The following is an 18,775-nucleotide window of genomic DNA, read 5'->3' as shown; positions in this document are numbered from 1 at the left end:
CCGTTACGACCGCTGCGTCATCATCGGTCCATGGTCATCCCGGTGTACGACAAGAACCCGGTCCGCCGCACGCCGGTCGTGACGTATGCGCTGATCGCCCTGTGCACCGTGGTCTTCCTCCTCGGACCGCTGTCCGGCTTCAACGCCTCCTACGGCTCGGGCGACAAGCTCCAGTGCGCGCAGGCCGTCTACTTCGCTCACTGGGGTGTCATCCCCAGTGAGCTGTTCCACGGCCAGCTCCCGATGGACCGGCTCGACCTGCCCGCGGGCTGCGCGGCCCCCCACGCGTACGCGAAGTCGCCGCTGCTGTCGGTGCTCACGGCGATGTTCCTGCACGGGAGCTGGCTGCACCTGATCGGCAACATGCTCTTCCTCTACGTCTTCGGCGACAACGTCGAGAACCGGATGGGCCGGGTGCGCTTCGCGCTCTTCTACCTGGTCGCGGGCTATCTGGCGACGTACGGCTTCGCGCTCGCCAACCCCGAGTCGACGCAGAGCCTGGTCGGCGCGTCCGGGGCGATCTCCGGGGCGCTGGGCGCGTATCTCTATCTGTATCCCAAGGCCCGGGTGACGAGCCTGTTCCCCTTCCTCTTCTTCATCCCGCTGCGCTTCCCCGCGTGGATGGTGCTCGGCTTCTGGTTCGTCCTCCAGTGGCTCGCCGCCCAGACCGGCAACAACGGTCCGGGGGTGGCGTATCTCGCCCATGTCGTCGGCTTCGCCTTCGGGTTCCTGTGCGCCTGGGTGTGCTACCGGCCGCGTCGTAAGCTGAGCGTCGTAGTCGGGTCGACCCAAGGAGACATCCAGCCGTGATCACCGCGATCGTGCTCATCAAGACTTCCGTCGACCGGATTCCGGAGATCGCCGAGGCCATCGCCGCGCTGGACAACGTCAGCGAGGTCTACTCCGTGACCGGCACGTACGACCTCGTCGCGCTGGTCCGCGTCGCCCGCCACGACGACCTGGCCGACATCATTCCGGGCCGGATCTCCAAGATCCCCGGCGTCGAGGCCACCGACACCCATGTCGCCTTCCGTACGTACTCGCAGCACGACCTGGAGGCCGCGTTCGCGATCGGCCTCGACGCCTGAGGCTGACTCCTTCTACGGATTCCGCCTACGGGTTCGTCCTACGGATTCGTCCTGCGCTGCCGGTACGCGGTCACGCGCGCGCCGCGTCCAGCAGCGGGCCCAACTCCCGTGCGGCGGTGGTGAGGGCGCGGACGTCGCGCTCGGCCCTGGCGATCAGGATCGCGCCCTCCAGGGTGCTGATCATGAGGGTCGCCAGCGGTACGGACCGGTCCTCGGGGACGCCCATGCCGGTCAGCGCCGCAGCCACCGGCACGGTCCAGGCCGCGAAGGCGGCAGCGGTCGCCTTCCGGGTGGACTCGGTGGTCCGCGCGCAGTCCACCGAGGCGGCGGCGACCGGGCATCCGGCGTCGAAGCCGTCGGCCGCGTACTCGTCCGTCCACTGGCCGACCATCGCGGCGAACAGCCCGCCGGGGGTCGGCTCGGGCAGCGCGGCCAGGAAGCGGGCGACGCGCTTGGCGGCGTAGTTCCCCGCCCAGGCGACCGCCTCGTTGACGAGCTGTTCCTTGCCTTCGGGGAAGTAGTGCTGGAGCGAGCCGCGCGGGGCGCCCGCGTGGGCGGCGACCTCACGCATGCCGGTCGCGCCGACGCCCTCGCGCCGGATGAGCTGGGCCGCACTGAAGACCATCCGCTCGCGCGGTCCGCGTTCTGACCCGGCCATCGTCGACACCTCCACGGAGCTACTGCGTTCCGACCCCTGCCGCCCGGGTCATCTGGGCCACCTTATAGACGGCGGTCAGACCGTCCGGGGTGTACGACGCGCGGACCGGCTCCAGGCGGCGGCCGAGCGCGGCGAGCAGCCCCCGCCTGCCGTGGAGGACGTTCACCGTCACGTGCTCGACGCCCCTGGCCCGCGCGCGGGCCAGCAGCAGGCCGACCATGGCGGTGCCGACGCCCCGGCGCTGCCAGGCGTCCACGACCAGCACGCCCAGCTCGCCGCCGGTTCCCGGCCCCGCGCCGTCGTCCGCCGCGAAGCCCGCGATTCCCACCAGGCGGTCCCGGCCGCCGCGGTACGCGACCACGGCGTCGTGCGCCGCGGGCGGCCCTGCCAGCAGACGGTCCAGGTGGGCGCGGGGGAATTCGCGCGCGCCGCCGAGGAAGCGCAGCCGGACCGTCTCCGAGGAGCAGGCCGCGAAAAGGGCAGCCACCGCGTCCGCGTCGGCGGGCCTGAGCAGGTCGATCCCGTCGGCGGGAGCGGCCGTCCGCCGCCCCGCACCCTCTATGACCACTGTCATAACGACCAGTATTATGACGGCTGTCATAAACGGCAAGAGAGGCGGCGGTGCGTCGTGGACATCGGTTTCCTGGGGCTCGGGGTCATGGGCCGGCCCATGGCGCTCAATCTCCTCCGCGCCGGGACCCCGCTGGTGGTGTGGAACCGCGGCGCGCCCGCCGCCGAGGCCCTGCGGGCGGCGGGCGCCGAAACCGCCGACAGCCCCGCCGACCTCCTCCGCCGGGCCGGGACCGTCTTCGTCATGCTCGCCGACGGCGCCGCCATCGACTCCTGCCTCGGCCGCGGCACCCCCGCCTTCGCGGCGAACGTCGCGGGGCACACCCTCGTGCACATGGGCACGACCTCGCCCGAGTACTCGCTCGGCCTCGAAGCCGAGATCCGCGCGGCGGGCGGCCACTACGTCGAGGCCCCGGTCTCCGGCTCCCGCGCCCCGGCCGAGGCGGGTCGCCTGGTGGCGATGCTCGCGGGCGAGGACGCCGCCGTCTCGGCGGTACGGCCGCTGCTGGCGCCCATGTGCCACGAGACCTTCGTCTGCGGGCCGGTGCCCGGCGCCCTGCTCATGAAGCTGTCGGTCAACCTCTTCCTGATCACCGTGGTCACCGGGCTCACCGAGGCGTTCCACTTCGCCGAGCGGCACGGCGTCGACGCCCGTCAGTTCCTCGCCGTGCTCGACGCGGGACCGATGGCCAGCGGCGTCTCCCGGATGAAGTCCCCCAAGCTGCTCGCCCGCGACTTCACCGTCCAGGCCGCCGCCGCCGACGTCCTCATGAACAACCGCCTCATCGCGGAGGCCGCCCGCGCCTCCGCCACCGCCACTCCCCTGCTCGACACCTGTCTCGCCCTGTTCACCGAGACCGCCGACACCGACCCGGCCGCGGACATGATCGCCGTCCTGAAGGCCATCGAGTCCCGCACCGAAGCCGCCGTTCGTGATCCGCCGGACAGGCCCTAGCCGCGGTCGGGCACGCAGCGGCCGTCCTCCGTCCGGTAGTTCCACTGGGCGCCGTCGCGCACGAGGGTGCGGACGGCGTGGACGAAGCGGTCGACGTGCTCCTCGGGGGTGCCCGCACCGAAGCTCACGCGGATGGCGTTGAGGACGCGCTCGCCGGGCGCGGCCTCGGGAGCGCCGCACTCGCCCGGGTCGTCGCCCTCGGCGCCGAGGAGCGTACGCACCAGCGGGTGGGCGCAGAAGAGACCGTCGCGGACACCGATCCCGTACTCGGCGGAGAGCGCGGCGGCGAAGTGCGAGCTGTTCCAGCCCTGGACGACGAAGGAGAGCACGCCGACCCGAGGCGCGTCCTCGCCGAACAGGGAGAGCACCCGCACCTCGGGCACGGAGGCGAGCCCCTCCCGCAGCCGGGCGAGCAACCGCTGCTCACGGGCGACGAGTTGGTCGAACCCGGCCTCGGTCAGCGCCTTGCAGGCCGCGGCGATGGCGTAGACACCGATGACGTTCGGCGACCCGGCCTCGTGCCGCGCCGCGGTGGTGTGCCACTCGACGTCGACTCCGCCGTCCGCGCGCCGCGCGACCTTGCGGCTGGCGCCGCCGCCCGCGAGGTACGGCTCGGCCTCGCGCAGCCAGTCGGCGCGGCCCGCGAGGACACCGGAGCCGAAGGGCGCGTACAGCTTGTGGCCGGAGAAGGCGACCCAGTCGACGTCGAGCGCGGCGATGTCCACCGGGTGGTGCGGGGCCAGTTGGGCGGCGTCCAGGACGATACGGGCGCCGTGCCGGTGCGCGGCGGCGGCCAACTCCCGCACCGGCCACAGCTCACCGGTGACGTTGGAGGCCCCGGTGACGCAGACCAGCTTGGGCCCCTTGGGGGCGCCGTGCAGGGCCACGTCGAGCGCGGCGACGGCCTGCTCGGGCGTACGCGGCGCGCCCAGGACGGTGACCCGCGCGTCGTCCCGCGTCTGCCACGGCAGCAGCGAGGCGTGGTGCTCGGTCTCGAAGACGAAGACGTGGGTGCCCGCCGGGATGACGGCGGCGAGCAGATTGAGCGAGTCGGTCGTCGAACGGGTGAAGATCACCTGGTCCTCGGCCCGACAGCCGAGGAATTCCGCGACCGTGACCCGGCTCTGCTCGAACAGGTCGGTGGAGAGCTGCGAGAGGTAGCCGGCGCCGCGGTGCACGCTGCCGTAGTAGGGGGCGTAGGCGGCCACGTCGTCCCACACCCGCTGGAGCGCGGGGGCGCTGGCGGCGTAGTCGAGCGCGGCGTACGTCACTTCGCCGCCCGTCACGAGCGGCACGAGGACGTCCCGGCCCAGAACGGGCAGCGGGGTACAAATCTCACGGTCGGTGGCAGCGATAAACACAGTCATGGCGATCTCCCGGATTACGGCAGGCGAAATCACCGCACGTCCGAAGCCGAAAAGAAATGGCTCGCAGTACAGACGCGCGGGATGGAAACGTCGAACGGAAGGCGGAACGGCGGAACCGGGCCGACAGGCCCTATCGCATTCGCTTGCTCATGAAAGAACTCCCCAAGTCCGGCTTGCCATGAGCCTCGCTGCTCACGGCCTGGTCATCACCCGGGGCACCCCGCCTCGGACGGAGGGTTGCCGGACAGCGAGCCGGGGCCTTGACGCTGTCACTCGTGACCTGGACAGCATTCTGCCACAAGGCGCCGAACGCACAAGACGCCGTCCAGAAATTGGACAGCGTCTTGTGCTCGGCCCCCGGGGGACCTATCCGAATTCCGCCACAGTGGCGATTACGCGTTGCTCGCCGCCGCCCATCGCTCCAGCGTCGCCGCCGCCGCGCCCGAGTCGATCGACTCGGCCGCCGTCACCAGACCGGCCGCGATCTGCTCCTCCAACGGCCCGCCGCCGGGCCGCAGGGCCACCAGCGCCGCCGCCGAGTTGAGCAGCACGGCGTCCCGCACGGGCCCGGTCTCGCCCGCGAGCAGCCGCCGGGCGACGTCCGCGTTGTGGGCCGCGTCGGCGCCGCGCAGCGCCTCCACGGGCACCAGGGGCAGGCCGACGTCCCGTGGGTCGAAGGCGGTCTGCTCCACCTTGCCGTCGCGCACCACCCACACCTGGGAGGTCGCGGTGGTGGTCAGCTCGTCCAGGCCGTCGTCACCGCGGAACACCAGTGCGGACGAGCCGCGTTCGGCCAGCACGCCGGCCATGATCGGCGCCATCCGCGGGTCCGCGACCCCGGTGGCCTGCGCCCGTACCCGGGCCGGATTGGTCAGCGGGCCGAGGAAGTTGAAGACGGTCGCCACCCCCAACTGGCTCCGGGCGGTGCCCGCGTGGCGCAGCGCGGGGTGGAACTTGATCGCGAAGCAGAAGGTGATGCCCGCCTCCTCCGCGACCTCAACGACCCGCTGCGGCGTCAGTTGCAGATTGACGCCGAGCTCTTCCAGGACGTCGGAGGCGCCGCTGGCCGAGGACGCGGCGCGGTTGCCGTGCTTGACGACCTTCGCCCCGGTGCCCGCGACCACGATCGCCGACATGGTGGAGATGTTGACGGTCTTCGCCCGGTCGCCGCCGGTGCCGACGATGTCCACGGTCGCGCCGGGAACCTCGATGGTGTTCGCGTGCGCGTACATCGACCGCACCATGCCGGAGACCTCTTCGACGGTCTCCCCCTTCGCCCGCAGCGCGACGACGAATCCGGCGATCTGCACGTCGCTCGCCTCGCCGCGCATGATCGCGTCCATCGCCCACGCGGTGTCGTCCCCACCCAGATTCCGCCCTGCCAGCAGCGTGGTCAGCACGTCCGGCCAGGACCGCGTCGCCGGACTCTCGCCGCCTGCCGGGGTCACAACGCTCATGGTCCACGCTCCTGGTGGTGGGATGGGGAACTGCGCGCTCAGCCTATCCGCGCCGCGGGGCCCGACGGCTCCCTGCCCGCACTGCGGACGGCGGACGCCGAAGGGCCGGGCCCGGGACTCCCCTGAGGGGGATTCCCGGGCCCGGCCCGTGGGTGGCTCAGCTCAGCGGCGGCGGCTCAGTGGTGGCCGTGTCCGCTGGTGATCTCCTCGTACTCCTCAGCCGTGGGCTTCGGAATCTGGCTGTGCTCGCCGTAGAAGCCGCGGGAGAGCCTGGCCCGCGCCTTCTCGATCGGGTTGAGCTTGCGCTCCACGCCGTTCTCGTCCACCTCGGGGCCCGCGTCGATCGGCTCCGGCTGGACGTGCGCGGTGAGGATGTGCCGCTGCTCCTGCGAGATCGGCTCGTGCACCTCGATGTACTCACCGTGCGGCAGCCGCTTGATGATGCCGGTCTCGCGACCGTGCAGCACCTTGTCGCGGTCCCGCCGCTGGAGACCGAGGCAGATCCGCTTGGTGATGATGAAGGCCAGGACCGGCGCGACGAAGAAGCCGACGCGGACGAACCAGGTGATCCAGTTGATCGACAGGTGGAAGTGCGTGGCCCACAGGTCGTTGCCGCCACCGATCAGCAGCACGAAGTACTCGGTCAGCCAGGCCACACCGAAGCCGGTGCGCACCGGGCGGTTGCGCGGCCGGTCCAGCAGGTGGTGTTCGCGCTTGTCCCCGGTGACCCACGCCTCGATGAACGGGTAGACGGCGATGGCCGCCAGCACCACCGGGAAGACCATCAGCGGGATGAACACGCCCAGGACGAGTGTGTGTCCCCAGGCGTTGATCTCCCAGCCGGGCATCACACGGATCAGGCCCTCGGAGAAGCCCATGTACCAGTCCGGCTGGGCGCCGGTGGACACTTGGTCCGGCCGGTACGGTCCCATCGACCAGATCGGGTTGATCGACACGGTCGCGGCGATGGCCGAGATCACGCCGAAGACCAGGAAGAAGAAGCCGCCCGCCTTCGCGGTGTAGATCGGCAGCAGCGGCATGCCGACGACGTTCTTCTCGGTCTTGCCCGCACCCGGGAACTGCGTGTGCTTGTGGTAGAAGACCAGGATCAGGTGGGCGGTCAGCAGACCGGCCATCAGACCCGGCAGCAGCAGGATGTGGATCGAGTAGAACCGGCTGACGATGTCGTGCCCCGGGAACTCCCCGCCGAACAGGAAGAACGACAGGTACGAGCCGACCACCGGGGTGGCGAGCACCGCGCCGTCGGCGAACCGGATGCCGGTGCCGGACAGCAGGTCGTCCGGGAGCGAGTAACCGGTGAAGCCGGTGAACATGCCGAGGAACAGCAGCGTCCAGCCGAACAGCCAGTTGATCTCACGCGGCTTGCGGAAACCGCCGGTGAAGAACACGCGCATCATGTGCACGATCATCGCCGCGATGAAGATCAGCGCGGCCCAGTGGTGGATCTGCCGGATCAGCAGACCGCCGCGCACCTCGAAGCTGATGTGCAGGGTGGAGGCGTACGCCTCGGACATCTGCACGCCCTGGAGCGGCGCGTACGGGCCGTGGTAGACGACCTCGTTCATGCTGGGGTGGAAGAACAGCGTCAGATACACACCCGTGAGGATGAGGATGACGAAGCTGTAGAGGCAGATCTCGCCCAGCATGAAGGACCAGTGGTCCGGGAAGATCTTCCGCATGTTGGCCTTGGCCAACTTGTAGATACCGAGCCGGGGGTCAGTCCACTCGGCGGCCCGCTGGCCGACCGGCTTTTTGCCCCGACGGGTCGAGCTTTCCGTCGTAGTACTCATCCGCGCTCCCAGAATGCCGGACCGACGGGCTCATCGAAGTCGCCGAGAGCGACGAGATTGCCCTCACCATTGACGCTGATCCGAAGCTGCGGCAGCCGGTGCCCCGCCGGGCCGAAGATCACCCGCGCGCCGTCCGACAGGTCGAACGTCGACTGGTGGCACGGGCAGAGCACGTGGTGCGTCTGCTGCTCGTAGAGGCTGATCGGGCAGCCCACGTGTGTGCAGATCTTGGAGTAGGCCACGATTCCCTCGTGGGCCCAGTCACGCTCGCGCTTGTCCTTGATGTCGTCCGGCTTGATCCGGACGATCATCAGAGCCGCCTTGGCGATCTGCTCCTGGAAGTCCTCCTGGGACTCCTCCAGACCCTCGGGCATCGCGAAGGTGAGCGAGCCCACCACGATGTCCTCGGGGCGCAGCGGCTTGTTCGTGTTCTGGTTGATCAGCACCTTGCCCTTGGCCCACAGGGTGTGCCGGAGCTTGTCCTCCGGCAGCGGGCCGAGGTCGCGCAGGATCACGACACCGGCCAGCGGGACCAGGGTCAGGGCGCCGAACATCGTGTTGCGGATCAGCTTGCGCCGTCCGAACCCGCTCTCGCGGGCGCCCTGCGCCCACTGCTGCTCGATGTTCTCGCGCAGTTCCTCGTCCGCGCCCGCCGCGTGGCGTTCGTCGGCGAACTCCTCGTCGGACATCAGGGTGCGGGCCCAGTGGACCGCGCCCGCGCCGATGCCCAGCAGCGCCACGGCGAGCGTGAGGCCGAGCGAGAAGTTCAGCGCGCTCACGTTGCCGAACGGGAAGATGAAGACGATCTTGTCGACCGGGAAGATCACGAAGCAGGCGATGAACGCGACGGTGCCGAGCATCGACAGGCCGAACAGCCCCGCCACCACCCGCTCGGAGTGCTTCTCGGCCCGCTCGTCGATGTCCTGACGCCGGTACTCGTGGGGGGGATGGCCGGGGTTGGCGAACGGGTCGTCGGGGACCGCTGGTTCGCTCCCGTGAGCGCCGTGCTCACTTGGCAGGTTCTCTGACACGTCTTTGTGAGATCCAGTCTCGCTCATGACTTCTTGGCCTTGGTCGTCCGGGCGGCGATCCAGGTGGTGCAGACGAGCAGGAAGCCGAGGCCGAAGACCCAGGCGACCAGACCCTCGGACACCGGACCGATGCTGCCCAGCGAGAGACCGCCGGGGTTCTTCGTCTCGCTGCTGTTGACCTCGTGGAGGTACGCGATGATGTCCGCCTTCGTGTCCTGCGGCATCGTGCTGTCCGGGAAGGACGGCATGCTCTGCGGACCCGTCAGCATGGCCTCGTAGATGTGCTTGGGCGAGGCGCCCTGGATCGTCGGCGCGTACTTGCCGTTGGTCAGCGCACCGCCCTTGCCGACGAAGTTGTGGCACTGGGCGCAGTTGGTGCGGAACAGCTCCCCGCCCTTGCCGGCGTCCGCGCCCGCGGGGTTGTACTGGTCCTTGCTCGGCACGGCGGGGCCGGGGCCGAGGGACGCGATGTACGCGGCGAGCTGGTCGATCTCGGCCTGGTCGTAGATGACCTTCTTCTTCGGGATCTGCGCGCCGGGCTGCTGCGCGGGCATCCGGCCGGTGCCGACCTGGAAGTCGACGGCGGCGGAGCCGACGCCGACCAGGCTCGGTCCGTCGGAGCTGCCCTGGCCCGAAGTGCCGTGGCAGCTTGCGCAGCCGACGGAGTACAGCTTCTTGCCCTCAGTGATCGCGAGGGACTGGGCCGCGTCGTCGGCCTGCGCCTTCGGCGCCGGCGCGAGCGCGGCGTACAGCCCCCCGGTGACCGCGAGCGCGAAGAGTAGGACGACAAGCGCCGCCAGCGGGTGGCGCCGTCGTGCGGAGAGCTTTTTCACGGATTACCCCGGTGTCAGGATCTCTTGCGTCGATGCTTCTGGAATGTGTGTGCGGTGTGCGACCGGCTACTTGATCAGGTAGATCGTGGCGAAGAGGCCGATCCACACGACATCGACGAAGTGCCAGTAGTAGGACACGACGATGGCTGCGGTGGCCTGCTGGTGGGTGAACCGCTTGGCCGCGTACGTCCGCCCGAGTACCAGCAGGAACGCGATCAGTCCGCCCGTCACGTGCAACCCGTGGAACCCGGTCGTCAGGTAGAACACCGAGCCGTAGGGGTCCGAGCTGAGCGAGATGCCGTCCTTCTTGACCAGTTCGGTGTACTCGAAGATCTGCCCGCCGATGAAGATCGCGCCCATGATGAAGGTCACGATGAACCAGGAGCGGAGCTTCTTCACGTCGCCGCGCTCAGCGGCGAAGACGCCCATCTGGCAGGTGAAGGAGGAGAGCACCAGGATCGTCGTGTTCGTCGCCGAGAACGGGACGTTCAACGCATGGGCGTGCTCCTTCCAGAAGTCGGCACCCGTGACCGACCGAAGGGTGAAGTACATCGCGAAGAGGGCCGCGAAGAACATCAGCTCGGAACTCAGCCAGATGATGGTTCCGACGCTGGTGAGGTTCGGCCGGTTGACCGACGGGTGCGCGTGCCCGGTATCTACTGCTGTTGCTGTCGCCACGTCCGACATTATGTCGGTCGCTTATCTGGCGCTGACTCCGGGGGGTGCCATTCGGTGTGTCAAGGCCCGCAGGAGACCCGCGTGGCCTAGCGCCGCCGTCCCCCGAAGGAGGGATGACGGTGCGTCGGGCGACCGGGGTGCCGATCTTCGCGGGGTACGAACCCTCCTCGCGAAGGCGCTGGCGGGAGTAGCATCCGACGCACTTGAGAACGCCTTCACGAGGAGGAACCACGATGCAGGCGACCGCCACGGTGCTGGTCTACAGCGACGACGCGAACACCCGGGAGCAGGTCCGGCTCGCCGTCGGCCGCAGGCCCGCCGCCGACCTGCCGCCGGTGGAGTACGTGGAGTGCGCGACGATGCCCGCGGTTCTCACCGAGTTGGAGCGCGGCGGCATCGACGTCTGCGTCTTCGACGGCGAGACCTCCCCCGCCGGCGGCATGGGGGTGTGCCGTCAGGCGAAGGACGAGATCTTCCGCTGCCCGCCGGTGCTGGTGCTGATCGGCCGTCCCCAGGACGCCTGGCTGGCGACCTGGAGCCGGGCCGACGCGGCGGTTGCCCACCCCGTCGACCCGGTCGCCCTCAGCGAGTCCCTGGCGGGGCTGCTGCGGGCCAGGCTGGCGCCGAAGACCACGGCCGTGGCGACGACGGCGCACTGAGCGCCGCGGGGCCGGTCAGAGCGCCTGGGGGCGCAGCCGGGCCGGGTTGGAGCTGTTGGCGGTGGTGGCGGTGTTCTGCGGCGCCGCGGACTGACCCGCGGCGCCGAGGGCACTGCCCTTCTTCCACTGCGGCCAGCTCAGATTCCAGTCGCCGAAGCCGTTGTCGAACGGCGTCATCGTGTCGCCGAGGCTGTGGGTGACCTCGACGATGTCGCCCTGCCGGACGTTGTCGAAGAACCAGTGGGCGTTGTCCATGCTCATGCCGGTGCAGCCGTGGCTGACGTTGGCGGCCCCCTGCGAGCCCTCGGACCACGGCGCGGCGTGCACGTATTCACCGCTCCATGTCACCCGGGTGGCCCAGTAGACCGGCAGGTCGTAGGAGTCGGAGCTGCCCGCCGCTATGCCGATGCTCTCGCTCTGCATCCGGACGAACTGCTCCTTGCCGAGCACCACCTTGATGCCGTTGCGGGTGGAGAAGCCGGGCTTGCCGGTGGTGACGGGGAGCGTACGGACGACCTTCCCGTTCCGCTTGAAGGTCATCTGGTGGGTGCCCGCGTCGGTGAGCGCCTCGACCCGGTCGCCGGTGTGCACCTCGAGGGACTTGTCGGTGCCGCCGTAGAGCCCGTCCTGGACGCGCACGCCGTTCAGGGTGCTGGTCACGTCGATCGTGGCGTCCGCGGGCCAGTACGTGCTGGGCCGGTAGTGCAGGGTGCGGTCGTCGACCCAGTACCAGGAGCCGGGGGCGGCCTGGGGGGTCGAGCTGACCTTGAGGTTGCCCTCGACCGCGGCGCGGGCCGCCGGGTCCTTGACCGGGACGCTCAGCTCGGCGGTGATCGGCTGTCCGACGCCGTACGTACCCGCGTCGGGGCCGAAGGCGACGTGCAGTCCCGCGTCCGCGGGCGTGGTGTCGAAACCGAGCGTCTTTCGGCCGGGGCGGCCGTCGGAGTCCTCGGTGCTCACCCGGACCGTGTAGTGCGCGCCTGCGGCCAGCGCGCCGGTGGAGTGCCAGCTCAGGCCGTCGGAGCCGAGTTCGCCGCGTACGTAGCGCCCTGCGGCGTCCGTAGCGGTCACGTCGGTTATCCGGCTCCCGTCTTTCTTGATGGTCACCTGGAGTGGTTTGGACGGGTCGGCCTTGCCTCCGGCCGCGGAGCCGAACGCGACCTTGGCGGCGGCGTCGTGCGGCGTGGCGGCGAGCGGATTGCCTCCGCCGCCACAAGCGGTGAGCCCCACCGCGAGGGGCGCCACCAGCAGGGAGCAGCGCAGCGCGTTACGGCGTAGAGAATTGTGGCTCATGCACTCAAGTTAGGAACAACCGGGTGATTTCGCTCGGTGGATACGTGCAAAAGAGGTCGGGCGCGCGAAGGGGCGGGCCCGGACACCTGACTCGGTGTCCGGGCCCGCCCGTACTTCTGTTCCCTGGGTGACGCGGGTCCCGTAGGGCCGCGTACCCACCCTGCGTGGCTACTGGGTGCGGTTCTCACCGCGGTAGTACTCGAACACCCAGCCGTACACGCCGATCAGGATCACCGGCAGCGAGACGAACAGCAGCCACCAGCCGAAGATGATGCCCATGAACGCCAGCGCGCCGCCGGTGGCCAGCGCGAGCGGCTGCCAACTGTGCGGGCTGAAGAAGCCCAGCTCGCCGGCGTCGTCCGCGACCTCCGCGTCCTCCCGGTCCTGCGCGCCGGTGTCGGCCCTGCGCGCGGTGAACGCGAGGTAGAAGCCGATCATCGTGCTCAGCGCGAAGGCGAGGAAGAGCGCCGTGGTGCCCGCGGGCTCCTTGGACCACAGGCCGTACACGATGGCCGAGGCCAGGATGAAGACGGCCAGGCCGAGGAACATCTTGCCTTGGACCCTCACTGACCGGACTCCTTACGGTCGTGGTGCAGGTCGCCACCGACGCCCGAGAGCGCCTGGTCGGGACCCCGGTTGACGAGCGAGTCGATCGCCGAGATCTCCGGGTGGTGCAGGTCGAACGCCGGGGATTCGGAGCGGATACGCGGCAGCGTGGTGAAGTTGTGCCGCGGCGGCGGGCACGAGGTGGCCCACTCCAGCGAACGGCCGTAGCCCCACGGGTCGTCGACTTCCACCTTCTTGCCGTACTTGGCGGTCTTCCACACGTTGTAGAGGAACGGCAGTATCGACAGACCGAGCAGGAACGAACTGATGGTGGAGATGGTGTTCAGCGTGGTGAACCCGTCCGCCGCCAGGTAGTCCGCGTAGCGGCGCGGCATGCCCTCGGCGCCCAGCCAGTGCTGGACGAGGAAGGTGCCGTGGAAGCCGAAGAACAGCGTCCAGAAGGTGATCTTGCCGAGCCGCTCGTCCAGCATCTTGCCGGTCATCTTGGGCCACCAGAAGTGGAAGCCCGCGAACATCGCGAACACGACGGTGCCGAACACGACGTAGTGGAAGTGCGCGACCACGAAGTACGAGTCCGAGACGTGGAAGTCCAGCGGCGGCGCCGCCAGGATGACACCGGTCAGACCACCGAAGGCGAAGGTGATCAGGAAGCCGATGGACCACAGCATCGGGGTCTCGAAACTCAGTGACCCCTTCCACATCGTGCCGATCCAGTTGAAGAACTTCACACCGGTCGGCACCGCGATCAGGAAGGTCATGAACGAGAAGAACGGCAGCAGCACCCCGCCGGTGACGTACATGTGGTGCGCCCACACGGTCACGGACAGACCGGCGATGGAGATCGTCGCGGCCACCAGGCCGATGTAGCCGAACATCGGCTTGCGGCTGAAGACCGGGATGACCTCGGAGATGATGCCGAAGAAGGGCAACGCGATGATGTACACCTCTGGATGGCCGAAGAACCAGAAGAGGTGTTGCCAGAGCAACGCGCCGCCGTTGGCGGCGTCGAACACATGCGCCCCGAATTTCCGGTCGGCCTCCAGGGCGAGCAGCGCGGCGGCGAGCACCGGGAAGGCCAGCAGGACGAGGACACCGGTCAGCAGCACGTTCCAGCAGAAGATCGGCATGCGGAACATCGTCATACCGGGTGCGCGCATGCAGATGATCGTGGTGATGAAGTTGACCGCGCCGAGGATGGTGCCGAAGCCGGAGAGCGCCAGACCCATGATCCACATGTCGGCGCCGATGCCCGGCGAGCGGACCGCGTCCGACAGCGGCGAGTACGCGAACCAGCCGAAGTCGGCCGCGCCCTGCGGGGTCACGAAGCCGCCGACCGCGATGAGCGAGCCGAACAGGTAGAGCCAGTAGGCGAACATGTTCAGCCGCGGGAACGCGACGTCGGGGGCGCCGATCTGCAGCGGCATGATCCAGTTCGCGAAGCCCGCGAAGAGCGGGGTCGCGAACATCAGCAGCATCACGGTGCCGTGCATCGTGAACGCCTGGTTGAACTGCTCGTTCGACAGGTACTGGTTGCCCGGCCTGGCCAGCTCCGCGCGCATCAGCAGCGCGAGCACGCCGCCGATGAGGAAGAAGGCGAACGACGTGATGAGGTACATCGAGCCGATCGTCTTGTGGTCCGTGGTGCTCATCCACGTGACGATGACCGAGCCGGGCTTGCGCCGACGCACCGGGATCTCGTCCGCGTAGGAGTCGTCCGCCGCGGCGGCGCCCTGCGGTTCGTTCAGAATGCTCATGTGGTCTTGGGCTCCGAGTTCTTCGCGTTGCCCGTGGTGGCGATGCCCGCCGGGATGTACCCGGTCTGGCCCTTCGCCGCCAGGTCCTTGAGGTGCTGCTTGTACTCCTCGGGCGAAACGACCTTCACGTTGAAGAGCATCCGGGAGTGGTCCACACCGCAAAGCTCGGCGCACTTGCCAAGGAAGGTGCCCTCCTTGCTCGGAGTCACCTCGAAGACGTTGGTGTGGCCGGGGATGACGTCCATCTTCATCAGGAACGGAACGATCCAGAAGGAGTGGATGACATCGCGCGAGGTGAGGACGAACCGCACGCTCTCTCCCTTGGGGAGCCAGAGCGTCGGACCGGGGTTGCCGGTGTCCGGGTTCCTGCTGGCCGGCGTGCCCACGTCGTAGACGCCCTCGGCGCCGGGGGGCAGCAGCAGCTTGTTCGCGGGGATCTCGGACAGTTCCTTCGGCACGCCCGTGGGGGTCGCCGGGTTGCCGTCCACGTCCTCGACGTAGTTGAAGCCCCAGCTCCATTGGAAGCCGACCACGTTGATCACGTGCTGCGGCTTCTTGGAGGTGTCCAGGATCTTCGACTCGTCACGGGCGGTGAAGTAGAACAGCACCGCGATGACGATGATCGGGACGATCGTGTACAGGGCCTCAAGGGGCATGTTGTAGCGCGTCTGCGCGGGGACCTCGACCTTGGTCCGGCTGCGCCGGTGGAAGATCACGCTCCACAGGATCAGGCCCCAGACAAGGCAGCCGGTCACCAGCGCGGCGGCCCAGGAGCCCTGCCAGAGCGCGAGGATCCGGGGTGCCTGTTCCGTGGCAGGACTGGGCATGCCGAGGCGGGGATAGTCCTTGTACGAGCAACCAGTGGCGGTCGCAAGGACCAGGCCCGCGGCCAGCGCCCGCGGCAGCCATCGCCGCACCGGGCGCCGCGACGAGGGGGTACCTCCCACGCCGTTCTGGCCGTGGGGGAGGTCGGAGCCGTTGGGACTCACGTAGCGCCTTCCCGAGAGTCTCGCCCGAGCGTCCGGGTGCCCGGCCGCCTGCTGGTCGGTCGGTCCGTGCACGGGCAATTAGGTGTGGATGTTTATGCGGACCAAACCCTACTGGACGCTATTTGAGGTCACGCGGGGAGGGGGTACAACGCGCCGGGGCACACCCCGAAGGGATGGAATCCCGCACTTCGGGGGCCTTCTGACAGTGCGCCCGGCCGGTCGGCGCGGGCGGGTTGTAGCGTGCTGAGGTGTCCTATTTCGATACGGCTTCGGCCGCTCCGCTGCACCCTGTCGCCCGGCAGGCGCTGCTCGCCGCCCTCGACGAGGGGTGGGCCGACCCCGCGCGGCTGTACCGCGAGGGGCGCCGGGCGCGGCTGCTGCTCGACGCGGCCCGCGAGGCCGCGGCGGACGCGGTCGGCTGCCGCCCCGACGAACTGGTCTTCACTCCTTCGGGGACACGCGCGGTGCACACGGGCGTGTCCGGCGCCATGGCGGGCCGCCGTCGGACGGGCCGTCAGGTGGTGGTCTCGGCCGTCGAGCACTCGTCGGTGCTGCACGCGGCGGAGGCGTACGAACGGGTGACGGTGGGCGTCGACCGGTCGGGGCGGGTGGCCGCCGCGGACTTCGCGGCGGCGCTGCGCGCGGACACCGCGCTGGCCTGCCTCCAGTCCGCCAACCACGAGGTGGGTACGGTGCAGCCGGTCGCGGAGGCGGCGGCGTTGTGCCGGGCGGCCGGGGTGCCGCTGCTGGTGGACGCGGCGCAGTCGCTGGGCTGGGGGCGGGTCGAGGGCGAGTGGTCGCTGCTGACGGCGAGCGCGCACAAGTGGGGCGGGCCGTCCGGGGTCGGGCTGCTCGTGGTCCGCAAGGGCACCCGCTTCGCGCCTCAGGGGCCCGCGGACGAACGGGAGTCGGGGCGCGCGCCCGGCTTCGAGAACCTGCCCGCGATCGTCGCCGCCGCCGCGTCGCTGCGGGCGGTGCGCGAGGAGGCGGCCCAGGAGGCCGTCCGGCTCTCGGCGTTGGTGGACCTGATCAGGTCGCGCGTGCCGCGGGTCGTACCGGACGTGGAGGTGGTCGGCCACGGCACGCTGCGGCTGCCGCACCTGGTCACCTTCTCCTGCCTGTACGTCGACGGCGAGGCGCTGTTGACCGGTCTCGACCGGGCCGGTTTCTCGGTGTCGTCCGGATCGTCGTGCACGTCGAGCACGTTGACGCCCAGCCATGTGCTCAAGGCGATGGGTGTGCTGTCCGAGGGGAACGTACGGGTGTCGCTGCCGCCGGGTACCGCCGCGCAGGACGTCGAGCGCTTCCTCGCGGTGCTGCCGGGGGTCGTCGCCGAGGTCCGCTCGGCGCTGGGCGCGCCGTCGTCCGCGCCGGCCGCGTCGTCCGGGCCCGGCCGGCAGGGCGGGCGGGAGCCGCGGGAGTCCGCTCTGGTCGTGGACTCGCTCGGCAAGCTCTGCCCGATCCCGGTCATCGACCTCGCGCGGGTCATCGACGACGTGCCGGTCGGCGGCCTCGTCACAGTCCTGTCCGACGACGAGGCCGCCCGGCTCGACATCCCCGCGTGGTGCGAGATGCGGGCCCACGACTATCTGGGTGAGCGCCCGGCGGAGCGCGGCACCGCGTACACGGTGCGGCGCAGGGCCTGACGGGCGCTCATCCGGGGAGGGTTCAGCGCGCGCCGAGGTGCGTGCGGACCTCTTCGGCGGCGGTGTCGCCGTACGCCTTGCTGAAGCGCTGCATGAAGTGGCCGCGGCGCAGCTCGTACTCCTGGGTGCCGACGGTCTCGATGACGAGGGTCGCCAGCATGCAGCCGACCTGCGCGGCGCGTTCGAGGCTGACGCCCCAGGCGAGCCCGGACAGGAATCCGGCGCGGAAGCCGTCGCCGACGCCGGTGGGGTCGGCCTTCGTCTGCTCCTCGGCGCAGCCGACCTGGATGGGCTCCTCGCCCTTGCGGTCGATCCGGACGCCTTGGGAGCCGAGGGTGGTGACGCGGGTGCCGACCCGGTCCAGGATCTCCTCGTCGCTCCAGCCGGTCTTGGCCTCGATGAGGCCCTTCTCGTACTCGTTGCTGAAGAGGTACGCGGCACCTTCGAGCAGGACGCGGATGTCGTCGCCGTCCATCCGCGCGATCTGCTGGGAGAAGTCGGCGGCGAAGGGGATGCCGCGGGTCCTGCACTCCTCGGTGTGCCGGATCATCGCCTCGGGGTCGTCGGCACCGATCGAGACCAGGTCGAGGCCGCCGACGCGGTCGGCGACGGCCTGGAGCTCGATCAGCCGGGCCTCGCTCATGGCGCCGGTGTAGAAGGAGCCGATCTGGTTGTGGTCGGCGTCGGTGGTGCAGATGAAGCGGGCGGTGTGCAGCACCTCGGAGATCCGTACGGACGAGGTGTCCACGCCGTGCCGCTGGAGCCAGGCGCGGTACTCGGCGAAGTCGTTGCCCGCCGCGCCGACCAGGATCGGCGAGGTGCCGAGCTGGCCCATGCCGAAGCAGATGTTGGCGGCGACCCCGCCGCGCCGCACGTCGAGACCGTCCACGAGGAAGGACAGCGACACCGTGTGGAGCTGGTCGGCGACGAGCTGATCGGCGAAACGGCCGGGGAAGGTCATCAGATGATCAGTGGCGATGGATCCGGTTACGGCGATACGCACGACGGCAGGCTCCTGCGGGGGATCGACGAGAAGAGCAGGCGTCCCACGCTACCGGGTGCGCCGTAGCAGTCGGACACGGCGAAACTACCCGATAGTAGGGCTTTCTCGATGGTCCGCCCGTGCCTAGGGTCGAGGTATGAGGTCTACTCCCGCCGCACCCGTGCCGTCCTCCGCTTCCGCCCCTTCGGCCGCGCCTCCGGTGTCCGCGTCGTTCCCGCTCGCCGAGCCCGAGTCGCTCGACCAGTTGCTCGGCGACTGCCGCCGGATGGCCGCGCACTGGCACACCCCGGCCGCCAGGGCCCAGGCCGTGGTCGCCCCCGCCAGCCTGCACGGCATCGTCGTCCCGCCCGCGTCCGCGCACGTGGTGCGCGGTATGGCCGAGTTCGGCGACTAGCCTCTGGCCCGCTCCTCCGGCT

19 protein-coding genes and 1 riboswitch are annotated in these 18,775 nt (G+C 69.8%); of the genes, 6 read left to right on the top strand and 13 right to left on the bottom strand.

What is annotated here, in order from left to right:
* Positions 1-30: 30 nt before the first annotated feature.
* Entirely contained in the window at positions 31-810 is a 780-nt protein-coding gene (locus ACFZBB_RS20360; RefSeq protein WP_391124119.1) for a rhomboid family intramembrane serine protease, read from the top strand.
* A complete protein-coding gene (locus tag ACFZBB_RS20355) occupies positions 807-1,088 on the top strand; it encodes an Lrp/AsnC ligand binding domain-containing protein (protein WP_188281460.1) in 282 nt (93 codons plus the stop codon). Before ACFZBB_RS20360 ends, ACFZBB_RS20355 begins: the two co-directional genes overlap by 4 nt.
* A gap of 70 nt (positions 1,089-1,158) precedes the next feature.
* On the opposite strand, the gene ACFZBB_RS20350 is transcribed toward ACFZBB_RS20355, so the two are convergent.
* Both ACFZBB_RS20350 and ACFZBB_RS20345 read right to left on the bottom strand, forming a co-directional pair.
* Positions 1,159-1,746: a TetR family transcriptional regulator gene (locus tag ACFZBB_RS20350; protein ID WP_391124116.1), complete on the bottom strand. Its 588-nt coding sequence runs from the start codon at positions 1,744-1,746 to the stop codon at positions 1,159-1,161.
* A 19-nt stretch (positions 1,747-1,765) separates the two neighbouring features.
* Positions 1,766-2,320, bottom strand: coding sequence for a GNAT family N-acetyltransferase (locus tag ACFZBB_RS20345; protein WP_391124113.1), 555 nt, complete (start codon positions 2,318-2,320; stop codon positions 1,766-1,768).
* A gap of 54 nt (positions 2,321-2,374) precedes the next feature.
* On the opposite strand from ACFZBB_RS20345, the gene ACFZBB_RS20340 reads away from it, so the two are divergent.
* On the top strand, positions 2,375-3,271 hold the full coding sequence (locus ACFZBB_RS20340; protein ID WP_391124110.1) for an NAD(P)-binding domain-containing protein: 897 nt from the start codon (positions 2,375-2,377) through the stop codon (positions 3,269-3,271).
* On the opposite strand, the gene ACFZBB_RS20335 is transcribed toward ACFZBB_RS20340, so the two are convergent.
* The 6 genes from ACFZBB_RS20335 to ACFZBB_RS20310 all read right to left on the bottom strand — a co-directional run bounded on the left by ACFZBB_RS20335 (position 3,268) and on the right by ACFZBB_RS20310 (position 10,457).
* Positions 3,268-4,638, bottom strand: a complete 1,371-nt coding sequence (locus ACFZBB_RS20335; RefSeq protein ID WP_391124107.1) for an aminotransferase class V-fold PLP-dependent enzyme — start codon at positions 4,636-4,638, stop codon at positions 3,268-3,270. The genes ACFZBB_RS20340 and ACFZBB_RS20335 overlap by 4 nt on opposite strands.
* 164 nt (positions 4,639-4,802) lie before the next feature.
* A riboswitch (SAM riboswitch) is annotated at positions 4,803-4,919 on the bottom strand.
* A 111-nt stretch (positions 4,920-5,030) separates the two neighbouring features.
* A complete protein-coding gene (gene trpD / locus ACFZBB_RS20330; RefSeq protein ID WP_391124105.1) occupies positions 5,031-6,095 on the bottom strand; it encodes an anthranilate phosphoribosyltransferase in 1,065 nt (354 codons plus the stop codon).
* A gap of 176 nt (positions 6,096-6,271) precedes the next feature.
* Positions 6,272-7,906, bottom strand: coding sequence for a cytochrome b N-terminal domain-containing protein (locus tag ACFZBB_RS20325; RefSeq protein ID WP_391124102.1), 1,635 nt, complete (start codon positions 7,904-7,906; stop codon positions 6,272-6,274).
* Positions 7,903-8,964: a Rieske 2Fe-2S domain-containing protein gene (locus tag ACFZBB_RS20320; RefSeq protein WP_355334266.1), complete on the bottom strand. Its 1,062-nt coding sequence runs from the start codon at positions 8,962-8,964 to the stop codon at positions 7,903-7,905. The genes ACFZBB_RS20325 and ACFZBB_RS20320 overlap by 4 nt, the downstream gene beginning before the upstream one ends.
* Positions 8,961-9,770 carry a c-type cytochrome gene (locus ACFZBB_RS20315; RefSeq protein WP_355334269.1) on the bottom strand — a complete coding sequence of 270 codons (810 nt, stop codon included), beginning with the start codon at positions 9,768-9,770 and terminating at the stop codon, positions 8,961-8,963. The genes ACFZBB_RS20320 and ACFZBB_RS20315 overlap by 4 nt, the downstream gene beginning before the upstream one ends.
* Before the next feature lie 66 nt (positions 9,771-9,836).
* Positions 9,837-10,457 (bottom strand): heme-copper oxidase subunit III, encoded by a 621-nt coding sequence (locus ACFZBB_RS20310; protein WP_355334271.1) that lies wholly within the window; start codon positions 10,455-10,457, stop codon positions 9,837-9,839.
* A 224-nt stretch (positions 10,458-10,681) separates the two neighbouring features.
* On the opposite strand from ACFZBB_RS20310, the gene ACFZBB_RS20305 reads away from it, so the two are divergent.
* Entirely contained in the window at positions 10,682-11,107 is a 426-nt protein-coding gene (locus tag ACFZBB_RS20305) for a hypothetical protein (RefSeq protein WP_188281470.1), read from the top strand.
* 15 nt (positions 11,108-11,122) lie between these two features.
* On the opposite strand, the gene ACFZBB_RS20300 is transcribed toward ACFZBB_RS20305, so the two are convergent.
* The 4 genes from ACFZBB_RS20300 to coxB form a co-directional block, all read right to left on the bottom strand.
* On the bottom strand, positions 11,123-12,400 hold the full coding sequence (locus ACFZBB_RS20300) for an Ig-like domain-containing protein (RefSeq protein ID WP_391124099.1): 1,278 nt from the start codon (positions 12,398-12,400) through the stop codon (positions 11,123-11,125).
* Between the two features lie 168 nt (positions 12,401-12,568).
* Entirely contained in the window at positions 12,569-12,967 is a 399-nt protein-coding gene (locus ACFZBB_RS20295; protein WP_188281472.1) for a cytochrome c oxidase subunit 4, read from the bottom strand.
* A complete protein-coding gene (ctaD, locus tag ACFZBB_RS20290) occupies positions 12,964-14,721 on the bottom strand; it encodes a cytochrome c oxidase subunit I (RefSeq protein ID WP_391124096.1) in 1,758 nt (585 codons plus the stop codon). The genes ACFZBB_RS20295 and ctaD overlap by 4 nt, the downstream gene beginning before the upstream one ends.
* The gene (gene coxB / locus ACFZBB_RS20285; RefSeq protein WP_188281474.1) at positions 14,718-15,710 is read right to left on the bottom strand and encodes a cytochrome c oxidase subunit II; all 993 of its coding nucleotides are present in this window, start codon (positions 15,708-15,710) and stop codon (positions 14,718-14,720) included. The genes ctaD and coxB overlap by 4 nt, the downstream gene beginning before the upstream one ends.
* A 248-nt stretch (positions 15,711-15,958) precedes the next feature.
* On the opposite strand from coxB, the gene ACFZBB_RS20280 reads away from it, so the two are divergent.
* Entirely contained in the window at positions 15,959-17,356 is a 1,398-nt protein-coding gene (locus tag ACFZBB_RS20280; protein ID WP_391124093.1) for an aminotransferase class V-fold PLP-dependent enzyme, read from the top strand.
* 22 nt (positions 17,357-17,378) lie between these two features.
* On the opposite strand, the gene ACFZBB_RS20275 is transcribed toward ACFZBB_RS20280, so the two are convergent.
* Positions 17,379-18,359: a PfkB family carbohydrate kinase gene (locus ACFZBB_RS20275; RefSeq protein WP_391124090.1), complete on the bottom strand. Its 981-nt coding sequence runs from the start codon at positions 18,357-18,359 to the stop codon at positions 17,379-17,381.
* Positions 18,360-18,495: 136 nt separating this feature from the next.
* On the opposite strand from ACFZBB_RS20275, the gene ACFZBB_RS20270 reads away from it, so the two are divergent.
* Positions 18,496-18,753: a hypothetical protein gene (locus ACFZBB_RS20270; RefSeq protein WP_391124087.1), complete on the top strand. Its 258-nt coding sequence runs from the start codon at positions 18,496-18,498 to the stop codon at positions 18,751-18,753.
* Positions 18,754-18,775: the final 22 nt, after the last annotated feature.

Source organism: Streptomyces sp. NPDC008139 (assembly GCF_042957025.1).
GTDB lineage: Bacteria > Actinomycetota > Actinomycetes > Streptomycetales > Streptomycetaceae > Actinacidiphila.
The sequence above is the reverse complement of the archived record's forward strand: the minus strand, read 5'-3'. Positions and strand labels throughout refer to the sequence as shown.